General features: G+C 40.5%; 8 protein-coding genes and 1 pseudogene. 1 reads left to right on the top strand and 8 read right to left on the bottom strand.

Annotated features, from left to right (window positions below; genetic code table 11):
• Positions 1 to 13: 13 nt before the first annotated feature.
• The 3 genes from Q1A18_RS05860 to Q1A18_RS05850 are packed head-to-tail and all read right to left on the bottom strand — an operon-like array spanning position 14 to position 6182.
• Entirely contained in the window at positions 14 to 1366 is a 1353-nt protein-coding gene (locus Q1A18_RS05860) for a sugar porter family MFS transporter (protein ID WP_299577993.1), read from the bottom strand.
• Entirely contained in the window at positions 1363 to 4911 is a 3549-nt protein-coding gene (locus Q1A18_RS05855; RefSeq protein ID WP_299577992.1) for a glycosyl hydrolase-related protein, read from the bottom strand. The genes Q1A18_RS05860 and Q1A18_RS05855 overlap by 4 nt, the downstream gene beginning before the upstream one ends.
• 2 nt (positions 4912 to 4913) lie before the next feature.
• Positions 4914 to 6182: an AGE family epimerase/isomerase gene (locus tag Q1A18_RS05850; protein ID WP_299577991.1), complete on the bottom strand. Its 1269-nt coding sequence runs from the start codon at positions 6180 to 6182 to the stop codon at positions 4914 to 4916.
• Between the two features lie 88 nt (positions 6183 to 6270).
• On the opposite strand from Q1A18_RS05850, the gene Q1A18_RS05845 reads away from it, so the two are divergent.
• Complete coding sequence (locus tag Q1A18_RS05845) at positions 6271 to 7176, top strand: AraC family transcriptional regulator (protein ID WP_299577990.1); 906 nt, start codon at positions 6271 to 6273, stop codon at positions 7174 to 7176.
• A 647-nt stretch (positions 7177 to 7823) separates the two neighbouring features.
• On the opposite strand, the gene Q1A18_RS05840 is transcribed toward Q1A18_RS05845, so the two are convergent.
• From Q1A18_RS05840 to Q1A18_RS05820, 5 genes and pseudogenes are all read right to left on the bottom strand, one after another.
• A complete protein-coding gene (locus tag Q1A18_RS05840) occupies positions 7824 to 8576 on the bottom strand; it encodes a glycoside hydrolase domain-containing protein (protein WP_299578138.1) in 753 nt (250 codons plus the stop codon).
• 143 nt (positions 8577 to 8719) lie between these two features.
• Positions 8720 to 9001, bottom strand: a pseudogene (locus Q1A18_RS05835) (glycoside hydrolase domain-containing protein); the annotation flags it as partial.
• 82 nt (positions 9002 to 9083) lie between these two features.
• Positions 9084 to 9755: a glycoside hydrolase domain-containing protein gene (locus Q1A18_RS05830; RefSeq protein ID WP_299577989.1), complete on the bottom strand. Its 672-nt coding sequence runs from the start codon at positions 9753 to 9755 to the stop codon at positions 9084 to 9086.
• A 668-nt stretch (positions 9756 to 10423) separates the two neighbouring features.
• Positions 10424 to 12844 (bottom strand): glycoside hydrolase N-terminal domain-containing protein, encoded by a 2421-nt coding sequence (locus Q1A18_RS05825; RefSeq protein ID WP_299577988.1) that lies wholly within the window; start codon positions 12842 to 12844, stop codon positions 10424 to 10426.
• Between the two features lie 25 nt (positions 12845 to 12869).
• Positions 12870 to 16076: a sugar-binding domain-containing protein gene (locus Q1A18_RS05820; RefSeq protein ID WP_299577987.1), complete on the bottom strand. Its 3207-nt coding sequence runs from the start codon at positions 16074 to 16076 to the stop codon at positions 12870 to 12872.

The raw sequence follows: 16076 nt of genomic DNA, 5'->3' as shown, positions 1-16076 counted from the left end.
AAGTTTTGAATTATCAGCAAAGTACTTCTTTTTCAATTTGCTCAAGCGTTTTCCCTTTGGTTTCAATCAGGTTTCTTTTCAGATAGAAAAATCCGATCAGGGAAACTACTGCTAAAAAGATAAAGGCATAGCTCATGCCCAGCTGCTGGGCAGCCAGTGTGGAACCGAATAATCCGATAACCACAGGAAACAAGAAATTAAGAGTAGCACTAACCATCCAGTTAGCAAATGACCCCATAGATGCTCCCCTTGCACGTATAATGTTCGGGAACATTTCGGAAAGCAACACCCAAACGACCACTCCCTGCGAGGCAGCAAAGAATGCAATATAACCAACCAATAAAGCCACTAACCAATATCCGGAAATATTGCCTGAAAGCAGTCCGTAGCCAAACAAGCCAAGCACAACGACCATTCCCATCTGACCAAAAAGCAAAAGCTTTTTTCGTCCTACCTTATCAATCACCGACATGGCAATTAGTGTAAAGATTAGGTTTGTTGCCCCCAAAATAACACTTTGTGCCATTGAACTATCGGCAGAGAAACCTGCAATCCGAAATATCTGTGATGAATAGTAAAATACCACACCAATCCCTGTAAGTTGATTGAATATGCCAACAAAAATTCCGATGAAAATAATTTTCCGATAAGGCTTTTTGAATAGCTGAATTCGCTTTCCTGTATTTTCGTTATGAATTGATTCCTTAATTTCGCGAATGGTTTGTTCGGTATCAATTTCGTGCATCGAAAGCTCTTCAATAATTGCCCGGGCTTCGCCAATGCGCCCTTTTTTCACCAGCCAACGAGGACTCTTCTTGATAAAAAGAAGCATCATAAAAAATGCCACTGCAGGAAAAGCACCGCTAAAAAGCATCCAGCGCCAGTTGTTCTCTCCTATATTCAGCAACATATAATTGGAGATGAGCGAGAGCAAAATTCCAACGACAATAGCTAGCTGAAAGGTGGAGGCCAGCATGCCCCGGTGCTTTGGAGGTGCAATTTCTGAAATATAAACGGTGCACAAAACCGACGAAGCTCCAATAGCCAGCCCCCCAATAAAACGAGAGATGATAAACATACTGATACTGGACGCGAGACCACATCCGGCAGATGAAATAAAAAACAAAACGGCCATGATTTGCAACAAGCGTTTAGCTCCAAAAATATCGCCTGGTTTGCCAATCAAGATGGTTCCCAAAATGCAGCCAATTAAAGCCGAACTAACGGTCCATCCCTGCAAGGAGGGGCTGAGTTCAAAATAATTAACCAGATCGACCATTGCCCCATTAATAATCACAGTATCGTATCCAAATAGCAACCCACCCAATGCCGCAGCAAATGTGGAAATCAGAAGACTTTTATTCATTTTATTTCGTAGTTTATTTTGAAGGTTTCAATCGCATGGTGTCCCAACTTCAGATGTAGTCGGTTGTTTTGCACCGGAAGTCTTTCACCTTCTGTTTCAATCAAATTGGTCGTTTTTGCTTGGCTTATTTTTTTGAAGCTTTCAAGATCAACTGTTTTATCGGTTCCTTCCATTTCCGCGATCCGGATAACAACATCATTGCTGTCTTCAGCTTTTTTTACTGTCGAAACCAGTACGTTCTCCGAGTTGATTTGGAAAAAGCTCAACGACTCGGGCAGGCTTGCACCGGCATATGAGTGATCAACCCATACAGCTTTCAACGTTTCGTTTGCAGCACGACCAAAGTTTGCACCATTTTCCCAGCCGGGTTTGTGCGAAGTAATGGAAAACTTAAACGAGTGATTCCCGGTTTGCAGATATTCATTGCCTTCCCAATGGCAACTTCTTCTTGATGCAAACAATATTGGTTGCAAAATCTGATTTGCAAGAGGCTTATCGGTGGGATCAATCCAGTCGGCCACTGCTACCGATGAGCTCAGGGTTACCCCAAACCGGGCGTTGCTAGCGCTGATCCAGTTTTCGATGCCACGTGGGTGAATCGTTTTACAAATGGTTGTATAACGTTCGCCGGCTGCTCCTTCAATCTCGTCTTCACCCACTTCAACCACGCCAAAGGGCACTTCGTAAGCCACTTGGCCATCGGTCATGTTTAGCGGCAAAGCCATACGGAATTCGCGGTACAACACACCTTCCCAATTCAATATTTGAGTTTCGAAATCAATACGTTTTTGTTGATTAAAAACGACAATTCGTTGTTCGACTACCGCATGCCGTATTTTTTGGCGGTACTTATAGGTAGTCGAAACCGCGCCGCTTTCTTCAATCTCCCAATTGGTTTTGTAGTTTCCGGTTTTATCGAATCCCAGCATGTCGGGTTTTTGAACATCAATAAATTCGCCGGCGCCATTGCCTTCCGAGTGCATGGTGAAAATTTCACCAGCTACAAATTTATCAGAATTGACCAGCTCCTGATTCAGTTCTTTATCAAAAATAGAAGCAAGGCCACCATTAGCAAAGCGAAGTTTGTAAAAACGGTTTTCTACTTCCGGAGAAAAGACCAATGTTTGAGTCGCTAATTCTTCTGTATTATTTTTCAGATAGAAGGTTTTGTAACCTATAGAAGGAACTTCTTCGGCAATAAAATTTAGAGTGGCCGATTGGATCGATCCATCCGAATAGTTTTTCACATTTATTAACTGAAGATCAATCTCCTTGCCGTGTGCATCCTGAAGTTGAAGTCCCAAAGCTTGCGATTTTGCAAAACGCACTTCAATCGAAACCGGATCCGTTCGGTCGGTATTCATGCTGTTAAATACTACCAAAGGACGGCCCATCGTGCTTTCTGTTTTTATTTTCGCAGCCAATTCGTTCAAACTTCTATCCACAATTCTTAAAGCCTCAGCTTTGGCAAATTCATATTTCTGATGGAAATAAGCATCGGTAATATCCCCTTGCTTGCCGCCCCATCCGTGGTCGGGATAAATTTTGGCTTCCCAGGCATTGCGCAATTCCGTTTCCGGGTAATTGACGAACGAGCCATCAACCAGCGCATTGGCAGTGGCAAATTTTTCGGCCATAGTTAGCAAAATATCACCCTCACGACTTGCTTTCAGTGCTTTTTGATGCCCGGGACCATGAATATAAAGCCACACATTGGGGCGTTCACCACTAATGCTTCCAAGTTTTGGTTTTTGAGCCATCAAAGCATCAAAGAACTCGGGCGCTGATGCAATCTTTATCGAGGGAAGCTGTACCGGAACATACTTCCCTTTTTCATTTTGAAGTTCTTTTATATTCGACCAGTTGCGCACTAAACTGCTGTGATCAACTGCCGGACTCATGTCGTTATCCGACAATAAAGGAATTACCGGACTTTTTGTTTTCAGGCTGTAATATTTTTCCCAGTCGAGAGAGCTATTTGCCAGAAACTGTGCCGACTCGTGAAAATCGCGTTGCAGTGCTGAAAAAGCATTTCCGTAATGTCCAGGAGTAAATGTTGTAACAAAAGATCCATCGGGACTATACCAATTGAACAAACCACGCTCGTGGCGGCTAATCATCATGTATTTGGTGCCTGCTTTGCGCATCATCTGCATCATTTGCGGAGTGCGTCCTGGCACATCTTCGTTCCAATAAACAGTTGCATCGTAATTAAACTGATCTTTCAGCCATTTGGCTCCAAAATAAAACTGACGTGCCAGTGCTTCGCCCGAGTACATCTCTTCATAAGGCTGAATGTAGGTTGAGCCACAGGAAATACGCCCGTCAGCAAGCATCTGCCTGACCAACTCCTTCTTTTCAGGATGCCGCTCAACAAATTCTTTCAGCATCAGCACATCTTCCACATCGAAGCGGTAACTTTTGTCTTTCTGTCCCATCTCGAAAAGCGGAGCTAACAACATAGTGTCGCGCTCGATGATACATTTCTCGGGCGAATCCATCCAGGCAATATCCTGGTGGCTCGAGTTCATAAGCAATATTTGTCCATCTCCCAAGCTCGACTTCGAGAGTTTCAGCAAATCGGAAACGGTATTGGGTTTGTAATTTCGGCGCGCAGTCATCAGTGTCTTGCCGCCATAGGTTTTACTTTCGTTCAGTAAAACAGCTTTTGCCAGCAAGCGAGTCGATTTGAAATCTTTTCCCAGCGCATCAAGCTTAAACACTTCGCCCATTGGGTCATTCAACGCAAAAGCTTTATTTTTTGCAGAAAGCGGGAGAGTTAATTCGCCAATGGCAAAACCTTCCTTTTCGCTTAGTTGAATCGTTTTTGTTTTCTTATCAGAACGATACTGAAGAGTTTTGCCGGCAAGCGTGAAGGGGGCTTTTAACTGTGCCGTAAGCTTTTTTGCGTTTTCACGCAGCTCGATCTCCATCCAAACATCGTACTCAATCGAGTTCTGCAGAAATGAAAGAGCATCGGTGGCCTGATAAACAATGATCCATGTATTGTCTTTGTGTGCCCGTCCTTCTATTTTAATCGTTTGGGCGGCTCCCTTTCTCAGCCAATCGGTTGGGGCAATCATTGACATGTAACCGTGCGCATCGTTGCTGTGGTCGGTTTCGAGGGTGATATACGAAAGTGTTCCGCCATCGGCAGTTTCCAGTTTCCAGTTTTTTTGTTCCGATGAAGTTATTTCAAAGCGTTTTTCTCCGTTTACATACACATCGAAAATGTGCTTGTTCGATGTTAAATCGATAGCCGCAATCCATAAAAAACCGGTGCTTTTTTTATTCCAGTTTTCCGGCACAACAGCGGTTTCCCATTCAATGCCCATTTCCCCATCGGTGCAACGGGTAATCAATGATGCAGATACATCGTTACGAAAACTGTGATAAGTAAACTCGTTACCTCCGATGTTTTTCTGAAAGCCCTCGAACCAGTTGCTTGATTCGGTTGCCAATTTTTTCAGTGAATCATCCTGCGCTTTCAGTTGAAAGCCAGTCAATAAAATAATTAGTGTAACGACAATGTGGTTTAGTTTCATGATTAAGGTTTTTGTTTACTGCTTATCATCTTTTCAATTCTCGAAATCAGTTCCATCATAGCCCGCCCATTGTGGTATGGGCACTTCCATGGATCAATTTTCCAATCGTTCCGGTAATATGGCGAAGGATCGTCTTTCGGCTCAATAAGATACGGAATTCCCAGACGATTTACCTTGGTGAACCACTCTCCGTTTTCGTGATCAATGATATACTTATCGATAAAGTTCCAACTCAATTTGAGCTTGTCCCAATATTTTTTATCCGAAGTCAATTCCAGCCCGTTCATAAAGGCCACCACTGTTTCGGCTTGCGGCCACCAGTGCTTGTTGGTACGTACGTGGCTGCCAAAGCGAGTCGATTCCAGAAATAATCCGCCATCCTTATCCACTCCCACGCGATCAACACGATTCAGCATTTTTACTGAAAGTGGTTTCATCTTTTCAATAATTTCCTGATCACCCAAAATCTCAGCAGCTTCCCACAGCAACCACGAAGCTTCAATGTCGTGCCCGAATGAGCAAATTGCTTTCGAAGATTCTGTTTCGTTAAACGCTTCATCAAAGAAAATTCCCAGATGCCCGTCTGGTCGGATAATTTTTTCGATGAACAATACCAATAGTTCTTTTAGTCGTTTTTCGACTAACTCATCTTTGCAAATTTTATAGCAGGCGGCGTAAGCTTCCATGATGTGCAGGTGCGTATTCATCGACCGTGGCTCGTTATTATCGGCCATTCGGTTTTCGGAATACACTTGCCAATCGCGGGTGAAGGCCTCAAGGTAGCCTAGTTGTTGTTGATCTTTGGCTTTTTCTTCCAAAAAAGAGAAATAGACTTTTATTTTTTGAAGAAGGTCATCCGATGGGGCAAATTCGTAATACTTGCTCAAAGCATATAAAACAAATGCTTGCGCATAAGTGTGCTTAATGGTATCGAGTGGTTTATTTTCAGAATCAATACTCATGAAATATCCACCATACTGCGAGTCTGCAAAATCATTTTTCAGAACCTGATATGCACGGTGAGCAACATTAGCATACTCTTCATTTCCAAAATCTTTAGCAGCTTCTGCAAATGTCCAAAGGATGCGGGCATTCAATACGCATGATTTGGGAGCATTGAGAATCGGATTTCCATTCAAGTCGGTTGCACCGTAAAAACCGTCTCCATCAGCTTCAAGACCAAACTTTATCCAAAAAGATAAAATATTGTGATGCAGCTCGTTTTGAAATGCTTTTTGGAGGGTACGCATTTCAGGAATTAGTTTATTCATGGTTTTTTTAGTAAGAATTAAAAACAAAGAAATCGTTTTGCAAAATCAAAAAATACTATAATTTTACACTGAAAGATATTATACAAACATGCACTTTTTCTATTCACGAACTGACAGTGACGCAGCAGGATTTGAACTTCTGCGGGAGTTTCCGTTTATCAACGACTTTGGTTTTGAAGAATACAAAGACATTCGTCAAAAACCATTGCAAATGCATTATAATGAAGGAATCGAATTGTGTTATGTCACCAAAGGAAGATACGAATGGATTGTTGGGGAGCAAAAATATTTGCTTCTTCCAGGCAATGGTTTTGTAACCTGTCCGTGGGAAAAACACGGTAGTCCACGCGAAGCTCTTGATTTGGGAGAAATATTCTGGATGGTTATCAAACCTGAAACTTTCACCGAAAACGGACAGTTTTATCTGGGTAACTGGTCACGTTTTTCTGATTGCGAAAATCAAGTAGTTGGAAATGTGCTTTCTCAAAATCCGAAGCACATAATTCAGAAAGCCCAACTATTTAAACAGCTTTTTATACAACTGCAACAAGAGCTTGAAACAAAAGAATTCGGGTATTACCAGCGAGTTTGCAATTTAGTTGAGGAATTTCTGATCAACACAGTGCGCATCATCCAAAACCGCGATAGTCTTTGGATAGAGAACCGCAAGTGGTTTTCAAATTTCGATGCCATGCTAAAAAGTAAGCTTGCCAAAAAATGGACCTTACAGGAAATGGCCTGCATGAATAAGGTAGGTATTACCACATTAACCCAGCTTGTAAAAGAACACACGGGCTACACGCCTGCCAATTATTTAATTTACATACGACTAGAAAAGGCAAAGCAACTATTAACAGATCCGGTGCGCACACTGACCAGTATAGCTCTGGATTGCGGTTTTTATTCATCGCAGCACTTCTCATCCACTTTTTCGAAATGGGAAGGAGTTACACCAAGTGTATTCCGCATGAAAAATCTAAGCAAACAACTTTAAGCTGTCGAAAATTTAGATGAGAAAAGTAAAATCGATATACACAACGCGGCTTACCAGACAGCCTTTATCTCTGACCTTGTAGTGCATAGCATCAATGGTAGACAATCATGTAAAGCGATTCAAATGGGCGGCTTTGTCACGCTTTAACCTGTAGAATGATACGGTCGGCTATCTCGTTTAATGTAGAATTTGAGATGTCGAAATCGTAAATCTCTTTGATTTCATTGGAGATGTACAGAAAACTCATCTCAGCCCTATAATCCAATTATTATAGGGGCATGGTTTTTTACCAGTTTCGGTTCCAAGCAGCACTAGCGTTCTTGTGTTGTCGTAATTTCAATTTCTTTCGAATCAGTTTTGAGTGTTTTGCTTTTTTTCATTACGATTATTGTCTAATAAATGCTCCCAATCTCCCAAATGGGAACTCATCTCCCCACCAAGAGCACTTTCAATAAACTCTTTCAGTAATAGGTGCAAAAATACCATCTTTTCCAGTTAGAGATTGCCCATTGCGTAACTGCCCTAGGGCTTTGTCACTCATCGCTTCAAATTCTACGCTTTCCATAATTTCTCTATCGGCACTAAATTAATATTATTAAACAGAGCTTATTTTACAGTCTCGATACTTGGCTAAACATTCAGGTTCCTTATGCATATCCACAAATCATGGCTATTTTTTCATCATTTTTTTTTATAAACACTCGATTTCTTTTTGCAACTCCAAGCTGATCAATCCCTTCGTATTTGCAGTTACAATTTCCTCTGTTGTACTTATTGGCATGATGCACATTCATCATATTTCTGCCATTAACTACTACCTCTTTGCGTGGCTTGGGATTGTGTTCATATTTATATTTCCATTGATCGTTCGGGTTATATGGTTCCGCAGGACTAACAATCAAAGCAAACTTATTAGTCACTTCTTCTCCTTCTTGCATCGGCCGGTAGCCGCTGTAAGCCATTGCCTCAACAGTTTCATTTTTCGTATCAATTCTAAAACCGCCATTTACCCCATTGTACCATGACCTGGGGTGATTAAGTTGATACAAATTCAGCAATGATCCATGATATGAACCTCCGCACAGTTCACAGTGCAAACTTCCTTTCGCATTTCCTAACCAAAAACTTTCTTCTTCCCTGCGCCATATCGATTTACCAAATTCAGGAGTATAGCCCTCCATTCTTCCCATACCTATCATATATTCTGCAATATCTTTTCGATACGGAATCTCCAACCTGATGTCTTGCAGGTGTATATTCTTTTTTGCTGTAACAATACAATCGTAACTAAGCCTTCCGTCAAATTCCATTGCCCCCTTACAAGTTAATCTAAGGCTTTCATTCTCTGAAATAGCTTCACAGGCAACAATTCCATTTTCCCTTTTGTGTACTGAAACGATTTAGAGTCCAAATTAAGAACCTTATTGTTTGATTCGATGGTAAACTGAATTGCACCATCCAGTGCATCATTTTCCCATGCCAATACTTTTTCTGGTAATCCTGCCTGGTTTAATTCTATATCCCGGGCAAGACATGACAATTTTCATTCCTTTACAGAAATATTTGTACATGGTGTCACCGGTTCATCGTAAATACCTATTGTTGAATTCAGCCACCTTTCCCCTGAATGCCTGCATGTTTCGCCATCACCTCTGTTAGTCAAAATAGAATTCTCTACTTCAAGATTAATTTCAACCTGTTTACTCTTCAAACCATCGGCTTCCACTGTAAAAATGCCTTTATAATTTCCCGGAATAGCTTCTTCCAAAATGTCAATTCCAATCCATAGCGATTGAACTTTCCCTTTTCCAACATTAACTGTAAGTACAAAAGGTTTCGCTCAATATCTACCCCATGTTTATTAAAACAGGTCATTGAAGATGCAGGTATTCGATCACCGGAATCATTTACCAGTTCAGAAAATTTACTTTCAGATCTTTTAACGAAACCTTAGAAGCATAAACACCAGACTGTAAGGCATAATATTCATTTCTGCAGTCCGTTCCCCTGAACCTTAAAGACGGTTGGCTTTGCAGCCAAATTAATGGCAAAGCATCCAACATTTTAATTGGACGGATACGATCTTCCCGAAACACAAGATAGGGTTCATCGTATTTACTGACATATTTTTGAATTTCATCTTTCAAAGCAGGAACCTCCATAGGATAAAAAAAGTGAAATTCGGATCTAGCCTGAATAACATCAACACTACATTTTGGCAGATCATCAAGTTGTAGCTCTCCACCTGTTAATCCTGTTCTGTTAAGCCATTCTTTTTCTGGTTCTTTTTCTTTTGTCAAATATTTCCTTGCACTAAAATCCTTGTATTCCGGAGTGTAAGGCAAATGATAGAGATGATAAGTCCCAGGTTGTGTTATAGGCCCAAAAGCAATTCGACATCTTTCGTTATTTACCTCATGTCGGTATATATTGGTTATTGTATCACCGGTAACTGCATTCGCTATAATAAATTGCCTGTCTTCTAGATTTTTATCATGCTTGCGCCATAACAAATTAAGGGCAACAATATCTCTAGGTTTTGCAATTCTGCACGATGATTTCCAAACGGCTCTTACCATTCTATGGCGGGAACGGTATATTTTACCTGTGCTGTGAAGTATGCAGCAAAAAACACCACACCTACAAAAAGCATAATAAAAAAATTAAAGGCTATTTTAGTTTTTTCCATACTATATTATTTAGTTAATGAAGCAACTCCGTCCTTCAATGAGTATTCCAGAAAACAAACTCCATTACTAAACAATCACCAAAGTCTTAATTCAATAAGGGTCATTTTTGGCCTTGAGACTAGTTTACTCAGAAAAATTGGCAAGAAAGAATAACAAACGACATTGATATTATCATAATTTATTTCGATCACTATTTTTCGACGCTAATCGTTAGATATATTCCCATACAATGATATGATGCATTTTCTTTTAATACATCACACAAATCAGCTCAAGAAATGCACAAATCCTACTTTCTAAAATACTAAGCTCTCGATATTATTTTAATCCTAAACATGCATTAAAAGATCTATTTACTTTGAAACTGCTTCAATACAATTTGTTCCACTAACTTTCTTTTACTCACAAGAAGGGTGCAATGCCTCGTTCCGTAAAGTTCTTTTCTAATTGCACTTTAAGATTATTTATCTCATATATTGCAAGTAACAAGATGAAAATCAAAATGCATTTCATTGTCTAAATGTATTAATTATTTAAACAAACCGTAAGTAAACAAGCTATAGTTTTACAATAAGCTTTTCTGAGCCTAAAGTGTATTGTTTCCCATTTATTTCAATGTTATTGAAGTTCAGGCATTCAGGCAAACGAACCTCAATTTCCTGTTTAATTTCGGATTTAATATTCAAACTTACTTTTCCTTTGTTTACATCCCAGACAAGTTCCTCAACCTGCATTTGTCCACGTAAAAGCACATTTTCAAGAGAACCTTTTTCCCACTCTTTAGGCAATGCTGGTAAAACATCTAATTTTCCATCCCAGGCAAATATCAAAGAATTATTGATCACATCAGGAATTGTACCGACGGGATCAAACCCATAACCTTTGTTATCCGGCCAGTAGGAAATCATAAAACTCGGAAATACATATTTTTTCGCAACAAGTCTTGATAGTACTTCGTGAACAACATCAGCCCGCCCTAAACGTGCTGCACATTGTGCCTGATTAATAATTCCATGGGTGATGTGATTACTATCCGGGTTTTTCCAATTATTTAGAAATCCTTTTTTCTTTCCTTCAAAGGCTTTTTCAGAAGCTGCCCATAAAACAGGGTCACTTTCTTTGTCAAATTCACAAAACTGATAAAGTGGCAATAAGTGAGAATGGTGACGTTGGTTGTAATTCTCCGTTGTACCTTCGTAAGCCCACTCCTGCAATTCCCCTTTTTCATTGATTTGGTAATCCGGCAGTTTCTTCAACATTGCTTTCCATTTCGGCAAGTTGTTGTTTTCAATGTTAAGTAGCTCACAAGATTCGACAAGGTTACTCAAAACAGATTTTAATACCGAAATATCGAAGGTAGAGTTAGCATAAAGCAAATGATCCTGCTCAGGCGAATATGAAATCCAAAAGGTATATTTCCCATTTTCGTCTTCTGTACCTTTTAGCAAATCCTCGTAGAATAATGCATTTTCTTTAAGTAAAGGCACCACTCTTTCTTTCAGAAAATCCTTATCTCCGGTAAAGCGATAATAATCATAAAAAAAGTGCAGCATCCAGCCCATTGTACCAATCGATTGTTCGCCGGGCCATCGTCCCCAATGCAAGAACAAGTTTGTGTTTGAAGCCCTTGGATTGGAAACAATTCCTCGGCAGCCAAATAATTTTTGGGCGTTTAAACGGCTATCCACCAACCATGACTCAATTAACTTGAAGTAACCTTCCATCAGTTCGGGCATATTGCAACTCATTATGGATTGAATTTCGAGTTGAATATTTGAATCGAGGGTATAGTCCCCACTCCACTCTGGCTTCCAGGTACCGGTCCAAATCCCCTGCAGGTTTGCCGGATTTTTGCCGGTGCTACAAATAATTAAATACCGGCATGCATCGTATAGCTTTTGTGTCAAAGCCGGTGTTATTGTCCCATTCTCAGCTGCCGAGTTTAGCATCTCTTGAGATGTAGATTGCGTTTCACCTAAATTTAATTTCACCCGCGAGAACAATTCGCCATGTGCTTTTGCATGTGGTTTTAACAACCTCTTGTAATCCATGGCCAATTCATCCAAATACGCTTCCATGTCAGCCAACTTGTTTTCAGGATATCCATTCACAAAATCGGGATGCTTTGGTGAAAAAGCCCAAACTTCACTTTGCGACTCCGGAAGTGGTGCACGCCATGGTTCTACCTGCATGACAATTAACACCTTATCTGCGGCATTAACTTTTATTTCATTGTTCTTAGCCGTAACGTTTCCCCCTGTTGGAATAAAACGGACAAGGTTGTCGTACCCCCCTTTCCCTTTTACATAGGTAGCATGTGCCTTTATCTCGGTATCCGTTGCTGTCATTTCAACATCAATCAACTCATGTTCCATTTTCATTGAAAAATTACCATCTACTTTCCCTTTGGGACCGGTTAATTCCATTACCACCACATTATCGGGGCGGGAAATAAACATTTTCCGCTCCCAGTGTCCTGCTTCGTTGTCCCAGGATGCTTTTAGCTCTCCTGTTTCAAAATTCTCGGTCAATTGATAGTTTTTCACTTCACCATAATCCCCGAACTGTTCAATGTGAAATGTAAAAGCCGGATGGAAGGGGTCAGTCCATGAAATTTTTTGATTGGCCGTTTCCAGCATCATTTGGTGTGCAACCGAAGGCCCATTTTTGCCAGCTTGCAGGGCGGCCTTTTTTATTTCGGGCATTGAAGCTGAAAGGTCTTTTACAAACTCTTTTGTACCAAGCGTAAGAAACAGTTCACAATGGTTAATAACAATGGTCTCTTGGTACGGATCACCGTACATCATAGCCCCCATCACCCCGTTACCTGTTACCATGGCTTCTTCCCAGCGGGTAGCCGGCTGGTTTGTTATTGTGCCATTGAAATTTTTCTGGGCAAAACTTCCTATCTGAATAAAAAGGACTAATGCCAATAAAACCAATTGTTTTAACCCCGTTGTTTTTTTTTCTTTCATCATTATATTTTTAAATTATATCTGTTTACTAATCGCCTAAAATCCAATTTAATTCTTTCAAACTCAGCATTCCGCTGCTCGTGCCCGGATCCATTTCGATCCGGATAAGCCCACCTTCCTTCCCTTCCTGAATGGTAAAACCATTATCCCAACTTTTCGCCTGGAACGTTGATTTTAAGGCTCCATTGCCGGCAACTACAACATCACCTATATCCTGTTTATCATTGAAAACATAAATTTCAAATTTCCCAGGGTTAAGATTCTCATTGATTAAAAATTCACATCCTTTAATGTATCTTGGTTCCTGCAATTCAATCTCAATAATAATTTTTTCACCATCCTTTTTGATTGTTTGCCAAAAAGTTTTTTCATCACCATCGAAAGCATAAATAATGGGCGATTCAGAGTTTTCGTTAGTAGCCGTTATTTTCTTGTACCTCACCATCGATTTATCTTCACCATCAAAAAAGGCTTCCTTAATACCTTTTGCTTCGGAAGGATTAAATTCAGGTGAATTCATATAATTCAGGATACTGTGCTTTAACTGGCGTGCAACCGGTCGTTCATCTAAATCAGATAAAATATCGAATGTGGAAACCAATAGTTTGCCTTTGCCAATTTTTGTTTCAACAATTGCACCTAACTTGTCATTGCGCTCTGCATGGTCGATTACCTGAAGAATTGGCTGATAACCTTTGGCGGTTTGGTTCAACCGGACCGCAGAGGCATCTTTGCATAATTCCCACCACTGCCAATTGGTATGAAAGTCAGTTGGGAAATCAGCAAAAACAGGATGATTGGGATTACATAGAAGCCCCATGGTTTTTACCTGATAGTTAAACAAAATAGTTGACCAAAAGGGAGTAGTAAATTGGGTCCGTTCAGCATCAAAACCTTTGTCCGGCACAAGTAAGACTGTTGCCCCGGTCTCAATTTCATCAAGTAATTCAGGACTTGCCTCTGCCGCAATTACAATTTCTTTTTGATTGTCCTCTTCTATGTTTTCCGGATAAACCCAAATGTCGTAGTTATTTTCAATTTGCAAGCCGGGAGCAGCAAGCCTGACCTCCAGTTTGGCAGCTTTTCTGATATCATTTAAAGGAAATAAAACGTTTCCTATTGAAACAACTTCACCTTGTTCAACAATTGATTTATTCAGCTTCCCCTTAAATAATTCTTTGCCGGAACCCAAGACCTTCCATTCAACATCCAATTCGTTTAATACTGAATTGCTGTAATTTGAAACTACCAATTCTGCATCAAATGTTTCATTGTTCAGCCAGGTACGTTTTGGCATTTTCAAAAGCAAAGTGAGCTTGTTGTTCGATTGTTTGAATTCATCGGCTGAAATAAAACCTTTTGGCTCCCAAAATGCATTCAACATCCCAATCAATGCACTTCCCTGCGCCTGGTAATCACGTAAATCGAGTAATTGATAACCTCCCATCCCGGGAGTCCGGAGCAAGCGTTCCATTTCTTCGCGGTACAATAATGCCGATAATTTTCCGGAAGCCATCAAGAATTCGTTGGCTTGCTCCAACATTCCTTTTTGTTGCAAGCGGCTACGCAAAACTTCCATATTCCGTGGAGCCCAGACGCCTGTATATTTTTCAATTTCTGAAAAATCGGGATAGACCAGCCACTGTCCTACCTCGTGGCTAATGATGGGCCACTGGTTAAATGGAGGCTGTAATGTGTGGCTAAAATCCTTTTGTGTATTCGGCAACTCTGTATTAAAATAATTATGCATCCTTCGTTCCACGCGTTTTCCCTTGTTTTTTCCGCCGTGGGCAACCTGGTAATCATCTCCTGCAAGCCTTTCGTAAAGACCCATTGCTTCCAGGTTGGCATTACTGGCATACAAATGCCTTGGGTCATGGTTTTTACCCCAGGCCACCCACTTTTCCAGTACTTTGGGGTCACCCCGCAATTCATTTCCCATACACATAAAAACAAAAGAAGGATGGTTTCCGTAGGTCTCAAGTAATTTCTTTAATTCTTCAAAAAGAAAAGCATCCCTTTCATCATCTGTTCCTACCAATGTCCCTTCCCAGTCCTGTGAAAATAGTGTTAGCTCAGGTTGCAGGTAAATGCCGAGTTCATCGGCCGCCTCGAAGGCTGCTTTTGGGGGGCACCACGAGTGAAAACGCCAGTGGTTTAATCCATGTGCCTTCCCTATTTTAAAAATCCTTAGCCACTCTGCTTTATCCATAGGTGCATATCCGGTTAAGGGCGAACTGCCTCCGTCATGCTGCCCACGCATAAAGATTTTGTTCCCATTTACCACAAAACGTCCATTAACAGCTTCAATATCGCGAAGCCCAAAACGAATTTGCTCTGTATCGCTACTGCCTTCAAAATTCAACTTTACCTCAAGGGTGTAAAGATTAGGCTGAAATTCATCCCATGGCAACAGTTTTTCATTGAGCGTAATTATTGTTTCAAAATACTGATTGCCTTTATCCACAATATAATCCATGTCCTGCAAAAGGATTACATTGCTGTCTTTGTCTGTTATGGTAAACTCCAGATTTCCTTTTAAATATTTGTCACCCGTATTTATCACTTTCCCTTTTATACTTAACTCTTGCTTTTTAAACGAAGGATATAGTTGGATATCTTTTAAGTACGTCTTATCCTTTGCTATCAGTTTTATTTCTCCCACAACACCGTTCCAGATAGTTTGCATGCCAGGCGAATAACCATGGCTCCAGGAACCCAAATGTACATATGGTGAATTGTCAACAAGCAATGAAATCGTGTTTTGTCCGGTTTTTAAATCGCTTCCTATTTCAAACTTATGAGCTGTATTCAGACTGTGGTTTTCACCCACAAATCTGCCATTCACCCAAACTTTGGTTTGCCACATGCACCTCTCCAAGAATAGCGTGATATTTTCACCTTCCCAATCGCCTGGTACCTCAATATTTTTTTGGTACCAAGCTTTCCCAATATACCTGTATTTTCGTGCCAGTTGCCAGATTTCAGGGTCTCCGGTATATAAGTTTGTACTATTAATATGCTTCTCACCCAGTTGAGCTTCGTCTGTAGTTCCGGGGAGTTTTATTTGCAATGGAAGGTTCTTGTTAAACCAGTCCTCTTTTTCTCCCAATCCTAACGAATCGAGTGCAAATTGCCAATTACCGGAAAGATCGATGGTTTTAGGTTGGGCTAATAACCAGAAACATTGAGACACAAAAATTAATATTATTCCAATCGCCTTACGTGATTTCAT

It is taken from the genome of uncultured Sunxiuqinia sp. (assembly GCF_947495665.1).
In the GTDB taxonomy this organism is placed as follows: domain Bacteria; phylum Bacteroidota; class Bacteroidia; order Bacteroidales; family Prolixibacteraceae; genus Sunxiuqinia; species Sunxiuqinia rutila.
Note: the sequence above shows the minus strand (reverse complement) of the source record. Positions and strands in the feature narration are given on the sequence as shown.